This is a genomic window from Streptomyces sp. PH9007, from assembly GCF_059813725.1.
Genome location: NZ_CM187440.1, coordinates 4,214,187 through 4,229,434, shown reverse-complemented (window position 1 = coordinate 4,229,434; position 15,248 = coordinate 4,214,187). Strand labels below are relative to the sequence as shown.

Below are 15,248 nucleotides of genomic sequence, written 5' to 3'. Positions count from 1 at the left end.
GGGTGTGGTCATGGGGGGGATTGCTCCTCTTGCTTCCGCGGGTGCGTGGGGTCGGGGGGGATGAGGGGACGTACGGGCCGGCCGTCAGTGGTGCGTGCGTGGCCGCGGCGGCCGGCCGCGAGGGTGGGGGTGTTCGTGGTGATGGGCGGAGGCCGCCACCAGCGCACGGCCGGCCGGGATCAGCAGGAGGACCGCCGTCGCGCCGCTGGCGGCGGCGTGCAGGAGGGCCTCGGCCGGCGGGGCCGTGACGGCGAGCAGCAGATGGGCGGCGCAGGCCGCCAGCGGCCCGGCCGCCGCCGCACGGTGGAAGCCGTGCGCGGCGAGCAGGACGGACAGGAACAGCAGCACGCCCAGCGCGACGCTCTGCCCGGTGACCGTCCAGGTGGTCGCCGCCGGGGGAAGCAGCGGCCACAGGGCGGCCCGCAGAGCGGCCAGGCAGAGGGTGAACAGCAGCAGCGCGGCGCCGAGCAGGTGCCGCACCGCGGCGGCGAACTCCTTCAGACTGCGGCTGGCCGCCAGCCGGCGCCGGGCGCGGGCCGCGAACCAGTCGCGGCACCACACCGCCGGGGCGACCGCGGCCACCGGCGGCAGCAGCGCGCCGGGACCCGCCCGGTGCCACAGCAGGGCCAGCAGGGGCAGGACGCACAGCGCGGCGATCCGGGGCCTGCCGCGCCCGTAGAGCAGGAATCCGGCGGCCACTACGGCAGCCGCGGTGAGCGCGGCCTGGGCCCTGGCGTCCGCCACCGCCATACCCGCCGAGACCAGCGCGGCGGGGAACAGTGGCAACAGCGGACGGACGGGGCCGCCCGGGGCGAGTGCCTTCTTCCGGCCCGGGGGCCGGAGGGGCTGCGCCGGCCGGGCCGCGTCACGGTGCCCGCGGTGGCGGGACCGGCCGGGACGGAGGTCGGGGGCGGGGCCCTGGGGATGCTCCCCGGGGCGTGGGGTACGCGCATACAGCTCCTCTGCCAGGGAGAACACATCGCGGTGCCGGAACCGGGCGGCCCCGGCGTCGGTCAGGCCGTACGCCTCCAGCGCGGCGGCGATCTCCAGCGGGTCGGTGGCGTGCTCGCACAGTTCGCGGTGGCGGTGCAGCAGCACCCGTACGGGGTCGGCCGGGGCGGTCACGCGGGATCACCGGGGCCCTGGCCGGGACCGCCGGGACCGGGGCAGTGGCCGGGGCTCTGCTCGGTCATGGCGCCCAGGGCCGGTATGGCCCAGCCGGGCGGTGCGGCCGGGACCGGCGCCGCGAGATGGCTCTCGGCGGGGCGGGCGAACGGGACGTCCGGGTCGGTGGCCGGCTCGGTGACGGGACGGCGCACCGGACCGGTCGAGATCATTTCCAGATAGATCTGGTCGAACGCCGCCACGTTCCGCTCAATGGTGAACAGTTCCAGGGCGCGGGCCCGCGCCGCTGCCCCCAGCCGGGCCCTGCGCGCCGGGTCACGCAACAGCGCGACGCACGCGTCCGCCAGCGCACGCGGGTTGTGCGGGGGCACCACGAGGCCGGTGCCACCGATCACCTCGCACACCGAGCCCACCTCGGTGCATACCGCCACGCGCCCGCTGAACATCGCCTCGATGAGCGGGACGGGGAACCCCTCCACCGAACTGGAGAGGACGAACACGCTCCCGGCGGCGTACGCGGCGGCCGGACTCGGCAGCTCGGGGCCGCCGGTCTCCTCGAAGGAGACGGGGCTGACGCCCGCCGCGTACGGGTCGGGTGACTCGGCGGGGAACAGCTGGGCCGCCATCGCGCGGCAGTGCGCCAGGTACCCCGCGTCCCCCGGCGCCCCGCTCACGATCCGCAGCCGCGCCGCCGGCTCGGCCCGGCGCACCTCGGCGAACGCGTGCAGCAGCCCCACCAGGTCCTTGGCGGGCGCGACCCGGCCCACCCACACCAGGGTCGGCGCCGCTGCGGGCTCGCGCTCCGGGGTGCCGCGCCGCGCCGCCCGCTCGGCCTCGCCCTCCCCCACCTTCAGGAACGGCCGGGCGTCCAGGCCCGGGTAGACGGTGCGCAGCCGGTCCCGGTCGGCGCCGCAGCGCTCCTGCCACCGCCGCACATGGGTGTTGCCAGGGGTGATCAGGGTGGCCCGGGCGTACGCCTCGCGGGCCAGCCGGGCCTGGAAGGAGGCCAGCAGGGCGCGTACGGGGGCGCCCGCCGCCGTGGGTGGCACCGCGTGGGCGGCGCGCGCGGCGCTCGCCGCGCTGCTCAGATAGTGCTCGCGCAACCGCACCCCGTACTCGGTGATCAGCAGCGGGGTGTCGAAGAAGTGCCGCGCCAGCAGGCCGGGCAGGGCCGCGGGGCCGCCGCCCACCGCGTGGCACAGATCGATGGCCGCGAGCCCCTCGTCGCCGTCCGCGCCCGAGCCGTACCAGTCGAGCGAGAGCGGACGCAGCGCCCGCTCCAGCCGCTCGGTGACCGCCAGCAGATCCGGCACCTGCGCCGCGTGCACCGCGCGCGGCGCCCCCGGTGCCCGGCACGCCGCCTCCAGGACGCGCACCGCCTCCTCCGAGCGCAGCCAGCCGCTCAGCCCGCCGAACTCGACGGCGGTGCCCGCCATGCCGTACAGCCCGGCGGCGAAACGGTCCGCCTGCCCGCTCGGCAGCCGGTCGGGGCCCGGCTCGCCCCAGCACAGCGCCGCGGTCAGCTCAGCGAAGTGCTCGGCGTAGCGGCGGCCCAGTCGGCGCGAGGGCCGCCCGCCCGCGCCGTTACCGCGCGGCGGCTGGCCCCACAACGGAGCGGTGCGCACCCGCCGTACGTTCGGCGGCAGTTCGCGCCAGGGCCCGGAACTCTGGCTCCTGCTGCGGCTGAGCGCGCAGATCTCGAACTCGTGGGTGGCCAGTCCGCGCAGCAACTGGTCGCACCAGACCACGGATTCGCCCTGTGCGAAGGGGTATCCACCCTCGGTCAGCAGTGCGATACGCACCGGCGCACCTCCCCTGGATGCCTGGGACTCGGTTGGACATCAGCGGGAAGACGGTATGTCCGGATGAGCCAGGCACGACGGACGGTTGTCCGCCACACCACCAGAAGGGGTGAAGAAACGTGACTTTGGAGGGAGTTCAGTCGTTAAGGCGCGGAGCCCGGGTCAGTTTTCCGGGTGCGGCCACGGATTGGGTCGGCAGGTCAGCCCGTTCGTCCAGGTCAGGAACTTCGTCTGCTGCATCATCACCGGGGCGGGCGCCCCCTCGGCGGAACAGCCCACATGGCCGTAGCCGATCCGGTGCCCCACCTCGTGGTTGATCAGCATCTGCCGGTACGCGTGCATCTCGTCGCCGTAGGTCTCGGCGCCCTGGGCCCAGCGCCAGGCGTTGATCATCACCCGCTCGGTGCTGGCCGAGTCGCAGGAGACATTGGTCTGCCGGATGTCGAGCCCCGACTTGTCGCACCACTCGGCGGTGGTGCCGGGCGAGGCGAGCGTGATCACGAAGTCGTGGTCGCCCGAGGAGACCCGGGCGAAGGAGCGCTCCCCGTTGTTGCCCCAGCTGCGCTGGTCGTTGAGGGTGCGGTGCACCGCCTGCGCGAACAGTTCGGGGTCCAGCCCGATGTCCGCCTCCACGTCCACCCGGTAGCGCAGCACGGTCATCGCGTCGGGGTCGGCGGCCGGGTCGCTGCCGCTGACGGGCACCAGTTCGCCATCGCCCGTCAGATCGGGGTCGAGCGGGAAACGGGTCTCCATGAGTTCGTCGTACGTCGGCTCGGGATCCGGCTCGGGTGCCTCCCCGGCCTCGCCCTCCGGCGCCGAGCCCGCCTCACCGGCGTCCCCCGGCGGCAGGTCCTGCTGTCCCAGATGCGGGCGCCGGTCGGCCGCGTCGCCGTTCGCCGACGACACCCCGCCGTGCATCTCCCCCGCGACGACCACCGTCATCACGACCGCCACCGCGGCGGCCGCCGCCCCGGTGACCGTACGGCCCCAGCCGCCGCGCCGCGCCGCCCGCCCGCGGACCGCGCGGTGCCGTCTGCGGCCCGGCCGCGACTGCGGCGTACGGTGCCCGGCCTCGGCCCCGGCCCCGGTCTCCGTCCCGGGCTCCGGGTCCGGCTCCCGGTCCCGGCCGGCCGGCTCCTCCGCATCCGCCCCAGTGGACGCCCCGCTGGTCGCCCCGTCCCCCGGCTCGCCCCGGCGCGGCCCGGGGACCGGCAGCGGCTGCCCGTACTGCTCGTCGCTGAAGGCGTCGACGTACTCCTGCCGCGGCGTGCCGCCGGTCGCGTCCCGCCCCACGCGGTGCGGGGACGCGGATCCTGCGGCGTCATGGCGGTTCATGCGGCTCCTCAGTGGTGGCCGTCTTCGTGATCGGTGGTCCCGGTTTCGGCCAGCAGTTCCCGGAATACATCCGCCACCACGTCCGGGAACTCCATCATGGCCACGTGCCCTGCCTCCGGCAGCAGCACGAACCGGGCGTCGGGGAAGGTCTGCTCCGCACGCCGCGCAGAGCGTACCGACACCAGCTTGTCCCGGCCCCCGTACACCAGCAGCGTGGGCGCCAGCACCCGCTCCGCCTGCTTCCACAGCGACTGCTGCCCGCCCAGCGTATAGGCGTTCACCAGTCCTCGCGCGCTGCGGCTGAGCGACTCCCAGAAGTACGGCAGCGCCTGCCGCCGCTCGAACTCGGCCGCCGCCGCGGCGAGTTCCTCCGGCGCGATGCGCTGCGGATCGCCGTACGTCAGCGCCAGGACATCCCTGGCCCGGTTCGCCGGCGGCAGATCGCGCGCCAGTCGGCGCAACAGGTGCGCCACCCCGGGGGCGGCCAGCAGCGCGGTGGGCAACGCGGTGCGCGGCACTCTCACTTCGGGCAGCGCGGGAGAGATGAGGGTGAGCGTCCGCACCAGGTCGGGGCGGAGCGCGGCGACCCGGGTGGCGACCGCGCCACCGAGCGACTGCCCCACCAGATGCACCGGGCCGCGCCCGCCGGCCGCCACCGCCCGGACGACGGCCCGGGTGTGCGCGTACAGGGAGTAGTCGCCGTCTGCGGGCGGCGGTGAGGCGCCGTGCCCCGGCAGGTCGACGGCCAGCGGTTCGACATCGCCGCCGAGCCGGGCCATCACCGCGGACCAGTTGCGCGAGGAACCGCCCAGGCCGTGGACGAAGAGGGCGGGTTCGAGCCCCTCCCGCTCCGGGACGCGACCCCGCAGGGCCAGGGTGATGCCGCCCACCGGCCCGGTGCCGGACGCCGGGAGTTCGAGGAACCCCGAGGTCTCACCGTCGCGCAGTTCCATGGAGACATCGGTGCCCCGCTCCGGCGGCCAGGGCGCGGGGGTCGACGGTGACGCCGCCGGGGACGACGGGTCCGAAGTGTTCCGTGCCCGGGGCTCTTCGGTGGATGGCATGGCGCAATATTACGAGTCCGCATCGTGGACCCTCGCGGGCCCCGTTCGCCATCGCCGCTTTCGGCTCCTACGCTGGGAGACACCCAACCGGTCCTCCGGGAGGTGGAGCGTCATGACTGCTGATCCACGGGAGCCCGAGGGGCTCGACGAGTTCCTCGCGCACGAGGCGGAACAGGACGAGAACGAGGGCTACGGGCGCGGGCGCGCTTCCGAGGACCCCGAGGCCCCGGAGGCGGACGCCGTCGAACAGCGCCTCGAACTGCTGCAGCGCCGTGACTCCCCGGTCGCCGGGCGTCACCATGACGAGGTGGACCCGGCCGACGAGGCCGAGCAGGCGCGGGTGGTGGATCCTGGTGACGAGGAGTACCGGTCCTGACCGGGCCGGACGGACCGGGTGTCCACCCAGTGAAATCCTGCGGTGAGAGTACGCGGCGGCCGTGGCCCCGAACGTACGATGGCGAGTCGAACCCGGTCGACGCGATCGGACGGGACGACATCGACCACTCACCGGGAGGCGGCGTGAGCGCCATCGAGCACACAGAGGCTCGGCCCCGCGGCACCCGCCTGCCGCGCAGGGCCCGTCGCAACCAGCTGCTGGGCGCGGCACAGGAGGTGTTCGTCGCCCAGGGTTACCACGCGGCGGCGATGGACGACATCGCCGACCGCGCCGGCGTGAGCAAGCCGGTCCTGTACCAGCACTTCCCGGGCAAGCTCGATCTGTATCTGGCACTTCTCGATCAGCACTGCGAGGCGCTGTTGCGCTCGGTGCGCCAGGCCCTGGCCTCCACCCACGACAACAAGGCGCGGGTGGCCGCCACCATGAACGCCTACTTCGACTACGTCGAGCACGAGGGCGGCGCGTTCCGGCTGGTCTTCGAGTCGGACCTGACCAACGAGCCGCAGGTGCGCGAACGGGTGGACCAGGTCTCCCTCGACTGCGCGAAGCTGGTCGGCGCCGTGATCGCGGAGGACACCGACCTGCCCGAGGAGGAGTCCATGCTGCTGGCGGTGAGCCTGTGCGGCATGGCACAGGTCACGGCCAGGCACTGGCTCAGCTCCGGGCAGCCGGTGCCGCGCGAGGTGGCGAAATCGCTGATCGGCGCCCTGGCCTGGCGCGGCATCGCGGGTTTCCCGATGCAGGGCGACGCGGCCGCTGTTCGCTGAGGGCGTGGCCCACCGCGGACCGGGCACGAGGGCGCCCGGATAACCTGTGCAGGGTACGTACTACGTACACGGCGCGGGCCATCGCGCACGTCAGCACGTCAGTGACCAGCGGAGGGACAAGCCGTGGAGATCAAGATCGGCGTTCAGCACACGCCGCGCGAGATCGCTCTCGAAAGCGGGCAGTCTGCCAAGGAGGTGGAGACCGCCGTTGCCGAGGCGCTCTCCGGCGAGAGCAAGCTCCTGAGCCTGACCGATGAGCACGGGCGCAAGATCCTGGTCCCCGCCGACCGGATCGCGTACGTGGAGATCGGCGAGCCGGCGGTGCGCCGGGTGGGCTTCGGAGCCCTGTGAAGTGTCGGAGGACGCGCTCGGTGATGGTGCGGTGAACGCACGCTGAACAGCGGAAACGGCGGCCCGGTGAACTCCTGGGCCGCCGTTTCGCCGTTCTCCGCCGGTGGTAGGAGGCGGGTGTGATCGTGCTGACACTGCTGTCGATGATGGTCGGGCTCGCGGTCGCGGGAGCGGCCACCGGCCGCCGCCCGCGCGCGGACTTCCCGCACCGTGCGCTGACCCTGGCCACCGGCGCGGTGGCGGGCCTGGTGGGCTGGGGGATCGTGCACGCGGTGCTGGGCCCCGGCGCCCCGCTGGCGACGCTCGCCGGCGCGGCGACCGTCTCCGCCGTTCTGGTCTCCCTGCTGGCCCGTCCGCGTACCCGTCCACTCCCCGGACCGTCAGCACCAACGCCGTAGTCGGCACTTACAGTGGGGGAATGCCCGCCTCCGGTACGCGCGCCACCGCCGGCGCTCCCCCCACCCCCCGCCCCATCCCGGCGGTTGCCGGCGGCACCGGCCTCGCCACCGCTCCGCGACTCGACATCGCCCTGCTGGCGCTCGCCGTCCTCGGCATCGGCCTGTCCGGCCCGCTGATCACCGCCATCGCCGCCCCCGCCCTGGCCATCGCCTTCTGGCGCAACGCCCTGGCCACCGCCGCGCTCGTCCCCGCCGTCCTGCTGCGCCCCACACTCCGCCGCGAACTGCGCCGCACCTGGGGGCACCTCCCGGCCGAAGGCCGGGGGAGGCGCACGCTCGTCCTCTCGGCCCTGGCCGGAGCCGTCCTGGCCGCGCACTTCGCCCTGTGGCTGCCCAGCCTCAGCATGACCTCGGTCGCCTCCTCCGTCGCGCTGGTCACCACCACCCCCATCTGGACCATCCTGCTGCTGCGGCTGCGCGGCCACCGCCCGCCGGCCGCCGTGTGGCTGGGCGTGTGCGTCGCCTTCACCGGTGCGCTGCTGCTGACCGGCGTGGACCTGACCGTCTCCGCCCGCGCGCTGGCCGGCGACGCCCTCGCCCTGGCCGGCGGCATGGCCGGAGCCGTGTACGTCCTGATCGGCGCGGAGGTACGCCGTACCACCAGCACCACCGCGTACACCTTCCTGTGCTACTCCACCACCGCCGCGCTGCTGCTGCCCGTCTGCCTGATCGCCGGCGCCGGGCTCGGCGGCTACTCGGGCGAGACCTGGCTGAAACTGCTGCTGCTGACCGCGACCGCCCAACTGCTCGGCCACTCCCTCATGAACCGCGTGGTCCGCAGCCTGGGCCCCTCCGTGACCTCCACCGCGATCCTGCTGGAGGCCCCGATCGCGGCCCTGATCGCCGCCGTCTGGCTGAGCCAGCGCCCGGAACCGGCCGCCTACCCGGCGCTCGCGGTGATCCTCGCCGGCCTGGCCCTGGTCATCCGGGCCGAGAACGGCCGCGCCCCGGTCACGCCCTAGGCTCACCCCCATGCTTCAGCTGACCGAGACCGCGCTGACCTCGGCCCTCGGCGAGGTCGACGCCCGCGCCGCCGTGACCTTCCTCGGTGCGGACCGCATCGAGGTGCTGCGCTTCGCCGACCGGGAACGCGGCCTCGTGCGGTACGCGACGCTCGGCATGTCGGCGTCCGCGATGACCGACCTCACCGCGAGCGTCGCCGACCCCGAGCGCGGCCCGCGCGCCGAACTCGTCCTCACCCTGCACGCCGGCCACCCCGCCACCGACCAGGTGCTGCGCCCGCTGGCGGTGCTGGCCGCCGCACCGCAGGTCGAGGGCCTGGTGGTGACCCCCGACGCCTGTCTGGACCTGGGCGAGCCGCTGTGGCCCGGCGCCCCCTTCCAGGCGGTCCTGGTCGCCGAGCCCGGCGGCCTGGTCCCCGACCTCGCGCTCCCCGAACCACAGGACCCGGTGCGCTTCTACCCCCTGCTGCCCATGACCCCCGCCGAAACCGCCTGGCAGCGGGCCCGCGGCCCGCAGGCCCTGCGCGAGGCGTGGCTGGCCCACGGGACCGACCTGCGCGCCCCGGACCGTGTCGCCGTACCCCTGTCCGGGTGACGCTCCTTGACGGATGAGGGCGACACGGGGACTGTTGGGTGGCATGAGGGGCGAATTCAGTTGCCCGAAGTGTGGGAGCCGGGTACGCGCGCCCGGGCTCTTCTCCGACTCCTGGCAGTGCTCCGCCCATGGCCCGGTCTATCCGCTGCAGCCCATCATCCCGCCCAGCGTCGACGCCCTCGCGGTGGTCGTGGGGCGTACCGAGGTCCCGGTGTGGATGCCCTGGCCGCTGCCGGTGGGCTGGCTGTTCACGGGAGTGGCCGCCGCCGGGGACGAGCGCAGCGGAGGGCGCGCGTCCGTCGTGGCCTGCTCGGGCCCCGGGCCGCTGGGCGGCGCCAGTGATCTGCTGCTGATCGCCGAGGAGCTGGGCGTGGGGCTCGGTGCCCGGTACGCGGGGGTGCCGGGGCCCGATCCGGGGCCGTATCTGAAGACGGACAGCCAGCCGCAGGTCAAGATGCTGGCGGCCGGGCGGCCCACCCCCCTGTGGCAGGTGGCGGACGCCCCGGAGGACCGGGCGGTGTTCGCCGGTGAGGCGATGGGCATCTGGCTGTGGGCGGTGGTGTGGCCGCAGCAGTCGGGACTGCTGATGTACGACGAACTGCTGCTCACCGATCTGCGGGACGCCGGTTCCGAGTTCGACCTGCTGCCGTGCGGGGCGCTCTCCCCGCGGATACTGACCCGGCCCTCGGCCGAGCAGTGAGTAGGCTGAACGGGTGCTCATCGACCTGCACACGCATTCCACCGCCTCCGACGGTACGGACTCCCCCGCCGCGCTGATGCGGGCCGCCGCCGGCGCCCGCCTCGATGTCGTCGCGCTGACCGACCACGACACGGTGGGCGGCCACGCCGAGGCGCTGGCCGCGCTGCCCGCCGGGCTGACGCTGGTGACCGGCACCGAGTTCTCCTGCCGGATGGGGGACGTCAGCCTGCATCTGCTGGGCTATCTGTACGATCCGGCCGAGCCCGAGCTGGCCCGCGAGCGCGAGCTGGTGCGTGACGACCGGGTGCCGCGCGCCCGGGCGATGGTGGCCCGGCTGCGCGAGCTGGGGGTGGACATCACCTGGGAGCGGGTACGGCAGCTGGCGCAGGGCGCCGTGGGGCGTCCGCACATCGCGGCGGCGATGGTGGAGGCGGGCGTGGTCGACACGGTCTCGGACGCGTTCACCCCGCAGTGGATCGCGGACGGCGGGCGGGCCCACGTCGGCAAGCACGAACTGGACGTGGTCACCGCGATCCGGCTGATCAAGGCGGCGGGCGGGGTGTCGGTCTTCGCGCACCCGGCGGCGGCGCACCGCGGAGCGGTGGTCCCCCACCGGGCGATCGCCGAGCTGGCGGCGGCCGGTCTGGACGGCATCGAGGTGGACCACATGGACCACGACGCGGCGACCCGGGCGACGCTGCGCTCCCTGGCGGCGGACGTGGGCCTGCTGCCCACCGGCTCCAGCGACTACCACGGCGAGCGCAAGCTGTGCCGGCTCGGCGAGAACACCACCGCCCCCGAGGTCTACGAGGAGCTGGTGGCCCGGGCCTCCGGCGCCAAGCCGGTCACCGGCTGACGCCCGTCCGGCCGTCAGCCCGCCCGCCCGCTCCCGCATCCGGGGCCGTCGCTCGGAGCGCCGAGCCCCGAGCGCCAGAAGTCGATCAGTTCGGCCGCCGTGGCGGCGGGCTGTTCGGAGTTCGGGGAGTGCTCCGAGCCCCTGATGATGGTGCGGCGGGCCCGCAGCCGGGCCGCCATCGCGTCCAGCTGGGCGATCGGCCACACCCCGTCCCGTACGCCGGACAGCACGTGCACCGGCACCCCGGTGGCGGCCAGCTGCTCCACCCGGTCCGGCTCGTGCCGCAGGGTGCGCCCGGTGGCGATCAGCTGGGCCGGGGTGGTGGCCAGCCAGCGGCGGCGCAGGAAGCCGTCCACGCCCAGGTCGGAGACCACGCCCTCGGTGCCCGACGTCCCGGCCTCGACCGCGGCGTCCGGCAGCGCCTCCTTGGTGCGGTGGGTGACCCGCCACACGCCGGTGGTGCCCAGCACCGGGAGTCCGGCTGTCAGGAAGCGGGTCTTCCAGCGCTGCCAGGGGGCGACCTTGCCGGGGCCCGAGGCGATCAGGGTCAGCGAGGCGAACGGTGTCGCGCCGCCCTCGGCCGCCCGCAGCACCGCACCCCGGGCGATCAGGCCGCCGAGCGAGTGCCCGGCCAGGTGCAGCGGGGCGGTGTCCCCGTCGGCCGTCAGCGCGTCGGCCTGCGCCAGGACGTCTTCGGCGAGCGCGCCGAGCCGGTAGGAGTCCCAGCCGTGCCCGCCGGGCGTCTCGTACTGCCCGCGCCCGTCGACGGCCACCGCCCGGTAGCCGGCCGCCGCCAGCGGCCCGAGCAGGCCGATGAAGTCCTCCTTGCTGCCCGTGTATCCGGGCACCAGCAGGACGGTCCCGGCCGGCTGGCCCACGGGTGCGGCGTCCAGCGCGGCGAACGATCCGCGCCGCGTACGCAGCCGGTGGACCCGTACCCCGGGCGGCATCTCAACAAAAGGCGGCCTGCTCACGCCGACCAGCCTATCCGTGCCCCGACACCGGCCGGTCACCCGGACGAAACCGCCAAGGTCTGTCATTCGTACGACTTCTGGGCCAGAATCTACGCGCGTTACGCCCGTACCGCCCCACCGAGGAGTCATCCACATGTCGCTGAACCGCCGAAAGTTCCTGGGCGGAACCGCCGTCACCTCCGCCGGGGTGGTGCTCGCCGGGGGCGCCGCCGGCACGGCGTCGGCCACCCCCCAGCCGCAGGGCCACGGAAACGGCAACGGCACCACCAAGCGGCACACCTTCTCCGTGCTCGGCACCACCGATCTGCACGGCCACGTCTTCAACTGGGACTACTTCACCGACGCCGAGTTCGAGGACGCCGGCGGCAACGATGTCGGGCTGGCCAAGCTCTCCACCCTCATCGACGAGGTCCGCACCGAGAAGGGCGGCCGCCGCAACACCGTGCTGATCGACGCGGGCGACACCCTCCAGGGCACCCAGCTCGCGTACTACTACGCCAAGGTCGACCCGATCACCGCCCGCCGCGGCCCGGTGCACCCGATGGCGCGGGCCATGAACGCCATCGGCTACGACGCCGCGGCCCTGGGCAACCACGAGTTCAACTACGGCATCCCGCTGCTGCGGAAGTTCGAGCAGCAGTGCGACTTCCCGCTGCTGGGAGCCAACGCCCTGGACGCCCGCACCGAACGCCCGGCCTTTCCCCCGTACCACATGATCAAGGTCCCCACCCCGCGTGGCCGGGACGTCAAGGTCGCCGTGCTGGGCCTGACCAACCCCGGCATCGCCATCTGGGACCGGGCCCATGTGGAGGGGAAGATGACCTTCCCCAGCCTGGAGCAGCAGGCCGCGCTGTACGTTCCCCGGCTGCGCTCGATGGGCGCCGACGTGGTCATCGTCTCCGCCCACTCCGGCACCAGCGGCACCTCCTCCTACGGCGACCAGCTGCCGCACATCGAGAACGCCGCCGCGATCGTCGCCGAGCGGGTCCCCGGCATCGACGCGATCCTGGTGGGCCACGCGCACGCCGAGATCCCCGAGTACCGGGTCACCAACGCCGAGACCGGCAAGGACGTGGTGCTCTCCGAACCGCTGTTCTGGGGCAAACGGCTCACGGTGTTCGACATCTCCGTCGCGTGGGAACGGGGCCGCTGGGTGGTGGAGTCGGTCTCCTCGGAGGTGCGCAACACCAACACCGTCGCCGAGGACCCGCGCATCACGCGGCTGCTGTCGCAGGAGCACGAGCGGGTCATCGCGTACGTCAACCAGGTCATCGGCACCGCGACCGAGGCGATGTCGGCCGCCGAGGCCGCGTACAAGGACGCCCCGATCATCGACTTCATCAACTTCGTGCAGGCCGAGACGGTGACGGCGGCGCTCGCCGGCGGCGCGTACGCGGACCTGCCGGTGCTCTCCCAGGCCGCGTGCTTCTCGCGCTCAGCCGCGATCCCGTCCGGGGACGTCACGATCCGGGACGTGGCGGGGATGTACGTCTTCGAGAACACCCTGGAGGCGCGACTCATCACGGGCGCGCAGCTGCGGGAGTATCTGGAGTTCTCGGCGCGCTACTTCGTGCGGACGCCCGCGGGTGCGGCGATCGACCCGGCGAAGCTGACGAACGCCGAGGGCATTCCCGACTACAACTACGACGCGGTCAGCGGCGTCACGTACGACATCGACATCGCGGAGCCGGCCGGCTCGCGGATCACCGACCTGCGCTTCGCGGGCGAACCGGTCGCGGACGACGCGCGGTTCGTGCTCGCGGTCAACAACTACCGGGCCAGCGGCGGCGGAAACTTCCCGCACATCGCCGCGGCCGATCAGTTGTGGGCGAACTCGGACGAGATCCGCAACACGATCATCACCTGGGTCCAGGCCAACGGTGAGATCGATCCGGCCCGGTTCGCCTCCGTGGACTGGCGGCTGACCCGTGCGGGCCAGCCCGTCTTCGGCTGACAGCCAGTCCGTCCGTCCGTCGCCTCAGCTCTCGGCGGTGCCGCTGGTGGTACGGCGGCGCCGCCGGCGACGGCGCGGGGTGCGCGGCCCGGCCGCGTCATCGGCCGCCGGAGCGTCCGACACGTCCGCCGCGCCCTGCTCCGGCAGCGCTCCGGCAGCGGCGGCGGCTGCCGCCGCCTCGGCGGTCACCGTGACGCCACCCCGGGTACGGCGCCGCTGCCGCGTCGCGGTGCGGGTCCGCTGGGGCCGCTCGGCGTCCCCGTCGGCGGACTGCTTGGCGCGGCCACCGCCTCCGGAACGCTTGCTCTCGCGCCCGCCCAGGTCCTCGACCTCTTCGGCGGCCAGGCCCGCCCGGGTGCGCTCGGCCCGGGGCAGTATGCCCTTGGTCCCCTCGGGGATCTCCAGCGCCTCGAACAGGTGCGGCGACGTCGAGTACGTCTCCACCGGGTCGGGGAAGTTCAGCTCCAGCGCCTTGTTGATCAGCTGCCAGCGCGGGATGTCGTCCCAGTCGACCAGCGTGACGGCCGTACCGGTGGCCCCGGCCCGCCCGGTACGCCCGATGCGGTGCAGGTACGTCTTCTCGTCCTCCGGCGTCTGGTAGTTGATCACATGCGTGACCCCCTCCACATCGATGCCGCGCGCCGCGACATCGGTGCACACCAGCACGTCGACCTTGCCGTTGCGGAACGCCCGCAGCGCCTGCTCGCGCGCGCCCTGCCCCAGGTCGCCGTGGACCGCGCCGGAGGCGAATCCGCGCCGCGCCAGCTGGTCGGCGACATCGGCGGCGGTGCGCTTCGTGCGGCAGAACACCATCGCGAGCCCGCGCCCGTTCGCCTGCAGGATGCGGGAGACCATCTCCGGCTTGTCCATGGAGTGCGCCCGGAACACGTGCTGTGTGGTATTGGCCACGGTCGCGCCCGCGTCGTCCGGGTCGGTGGCCCGGATGTGGGTGGGCTGGCTCATGTAGCGCCGCGCCAGGCCGATGACCTGCCCCGGCATCGTCGCGGAGAACAGCATCGTCTGCCGCTTGGCGGGCAGCTGCTGCATGATCTTCTCGACGTCCGGCAGGAAGCCCAGGTCGAGCATCTCGTCGGCCTCGTCCAGCACCAGGGTGCGGATCTCCGACAGCCGCAGCTTGCGCTGCCCGGCCAGGTCGAGCAGCCGGCCCGGGGTGCCCACGACCACGTCGACACCGCGCGTCAGCGCCTCGACCTGCGGCTCGTAGGCACGGCCGCCGTAGATCGACAGCACGCGGACGTTGCGGACCTTGCCGGCCGTCTGCAGATCGTTGGTCACCTGCTGGCACAGCTCGCGGGTGGGGACGACCACGAGTGCCTGCGGGGCGTCGGTCAGCTCCTCGGGGCGGGCCCGGCCCGCCTCGACGTCCGCCGGGACGGTCACGGTCTCCAGGAGGGGAAGCCCGAAGCCGAGGGTCTTGCCGGTGCCGGTCTTCGCCTGGCCGATGACATCGGTACCGGCGAGCGCGACGGGAAGGGTGAGTTCCTGGATGGGGAACGGATGGACGATGCCGACAGCCTCGAGGGCCTCGGCGGTCTCGGGAAGAATCCCGAGATCTCGGAATGTCGTGGTGGCGGACAGGGTGATTGCCTCTTCTGTGTGTCGCGGCGCACGTGGCGGCGAGGCGGGTCATCAGTACCGCGCCGTACGATGGCGGCCCGCCTTGGGGCCGCCTGTGGCGCAGGACCCGGTCGTCTCGCTCAAGCGCACGCACCGCGCGAGCGGGCCCCTCATACCGTGGTGGCTGCGGGGCGCACCCACCACGCGGAGGGCTGGTCAGGTCGGAGCCGATCGGCCTGCCGACCGGACATCCTCGGAGGTCATGGAACCCGGGCTGGTCCCGGATCCATCAGACTCCGGCATGGGAAGGCCCCACCACCTCCGGGCGGG

The 15,248-nt window shown here is 73.9% G+C and carries 14 protein-coding genes and 1 pseudogene; 9 read left to right on the top strand and 6 right to left on the bottom strand.

Annotated elements, in window-relative coordinates; all coding sequences use genetic code 11:
- Positions 1–84: 84 nt before the first annotated feature.
- The 4 genes from ACTFAP_RS19560 to ACTFAP_RS19545 form a co-directional block, all read right to left on the bottom strand.
- Complete coding sequence (locus ACTFAP_RS19560) at positions 85–1,125, bottom strand: hypothetical protein (protein WP_500466978.1); 1,041 nt, start codon at positions 1,123–1,125, stop codon at positions 85–87.
- Entirely contained in the window at positions 1,122–2,927 is a 1,806-nt protein-coding gene (locus ACTFAP_RS19555) for a DUF3492 domain-containing protein (RefSeq protein ID WP_495681726.1), read from the bottom strand. The genes ACTFAP_RS19560 and ACTFAP_RS19555 overlap by 4 nt, the downstream gene beginning before the upstream one ends.
- A gap of 162 nt (positions 2,928–3,089) precedes the next feature.
- Positions 3,090–4,262 (bottom strand): DUF3152 domain-containing protein, encoded by a 1,173-nt coding sequence (locus ACTFAP_RS19550; RefSeq protein ID WP_500466977.1) that lies wholly within the window; start codon positions 4,260–4,262, stop codon positions 3,090–3,092.
- An 8-nt stretch (positions 4,263–4,270) separates the two neighbouring features.
- Positions 4,271–5,326 (bottom strand): alpha/beta fold hydrolase, encoded by a 1,056-nt coding sequence (locus ACTFAP_RS19545; RefSeq protein WP_495681724.1) that lies wholly within the window; start codon positions 5,324–5,326, stop codon positions 4,271–4,273.
- A gap of 112 nt (positions 5,327–5,438) precedes the next feature.
- Between ACTFAP_RS19545 and ACTFAP_RS19540 the strand changes: the two genes are divergently transcribed.
- The 8 genes from ACTFAP_RS19540 (at position 5,439) to ACTFAP_RS19505 (ending at position 10,412) form a co-directional block, all read left to right on the top strand.
- A complete protein-coding gene (locus ACTFAP_RS19540) occupies positions 5,439–5,702 on the top strand; it encodes a hypothetical protein (protein WP_390117314.1) in 264 nt (87 codons plus the stop codon).
- A 143-nt stretch (positions 5,703–5,845) separates the two neighbouring features.
- Positions 5,846–6,490, top strand: a complete 645-nt coding sequence (locus tag ACTFAP_RS19535) for a TetR/AcrR family transcriptional regulator (protein ID WP_390117316.1) — start codon at positions 5,846–5,848, stop codon at positions 6,488–6,490.
- Between the two features lie 123 nt (positions 6,491–6,613).
- Positions 6,614–6,841 (top strand): DUF3107 domain-containing protein, encoded by a 228-nt coding sequence (locus ACTFAP_RS19530; RefSeq protein ID WP_030737309.1) that lies wholly within the window; start codon positions 6,614–6,616, stop codon positions 6,839–6,841.
- A 119-nt stretch (positions 6,842–6,960) separates the two neighbouring features.
- A complete protein-coding gene (locus ACTFAP_RS19525; RefSeq protein ID WP_453857654.1) occupies positions 6,961–7,239 on the top strand; it encodes a hypothetical protein in 279 nt (92 codons plus the stop codon).
- 20 nt (positions 7,240–7,259) lie between these two features.
- Entirely contained in the window at positions 7,260–8,261 is a 1,002-nt protein-coding gene (locus ACTFAP_RS19520) for a DMT family transporter (protein WP_500466976.1), read from the top strand.
- A gap of 10 nt (positions 8,262–8,271) precedes the next feature.
- Entirely contained in the window at positions 8,272–8,856 is a 585-nt protein-coding gene (locus ACTFAP_RS19515; RefSeq protein ID WP_500466975.1) for a suppressor of fused domain protein, read from the top strand.
- A gap of 43 nt (positions 8,857–8,899) precedes the next feature.
- Positions 8,900–9,556: a DUF6758 family protein gene (locus tag ACTFAP_RS19510; RefSeq protein WP_495681720.1), complete on the top strand. Its 657-nt coding sequence runs from the start codon at positions 8,900–8,902 to the stop codon at positions 9,554–9,556.
- A gap of 13 nt (positions 9,557–9,569) precedes the next feature.
- The gene (locus ACTFAP_RS19505) at positions 9,570–10,412 is read left to right on the top strand and encodes a PHP domain-containing protein (protein ID WP_495681719.1); all 843 of its coding nucleotides are present in this window, start codon (positions 9,570–9,572) and stop codon (positions 10,410–10,412) included.
- A 14-nt stretch (positions 10,413–10,426) separates the two neighbouring features.
- Here ACTFAP_RS19505 and ACTFAP_RS19500 read toward each other — a convergent pair whose 3' ends face one another.
- Entirely contained in the window at positions 10,427–11,386 is a 960-nt protein-coding gene (locus ACTFAP_RS19500) for an alpha/beta fold hydrolase (RefSeq protein ID WP_500466974.1), read from the bottom strand.
- 133 nt (positions 11,387–11,519) lie between these two features.
- On the opposite strand from ACTFAP_RS19500, the gene ACTFAP_RS19495 reads away from it, so the two are divergent.
- On the top strand, positions 11,520–13,340 hold the full coding sequence (locus ACTFAP_RS19495; protein WP_500466973.1) for a bifunctional metallophosphatase/5'-nucleotidase: 1,821 nt from the start codon (positions 11,520–11,522) through the stop codon (positions 13,338–13,340).
- Between the two features lie 191 nt (positions 13,341–13,531).
- Here the strand turns inward: ACTFAP_RS19495 and ACTFAP_RS19490 are convergent.
- Positions 13,532–14,945 (bottom strand): annotated as a pseudogene (locus ACTFAP_RS19490) (DEAD/DEAH box helicase); the annotation flags it as partial.
- Between the last annotated feature and the right edge of the window lie 303 nt (positions 14,946–15,248).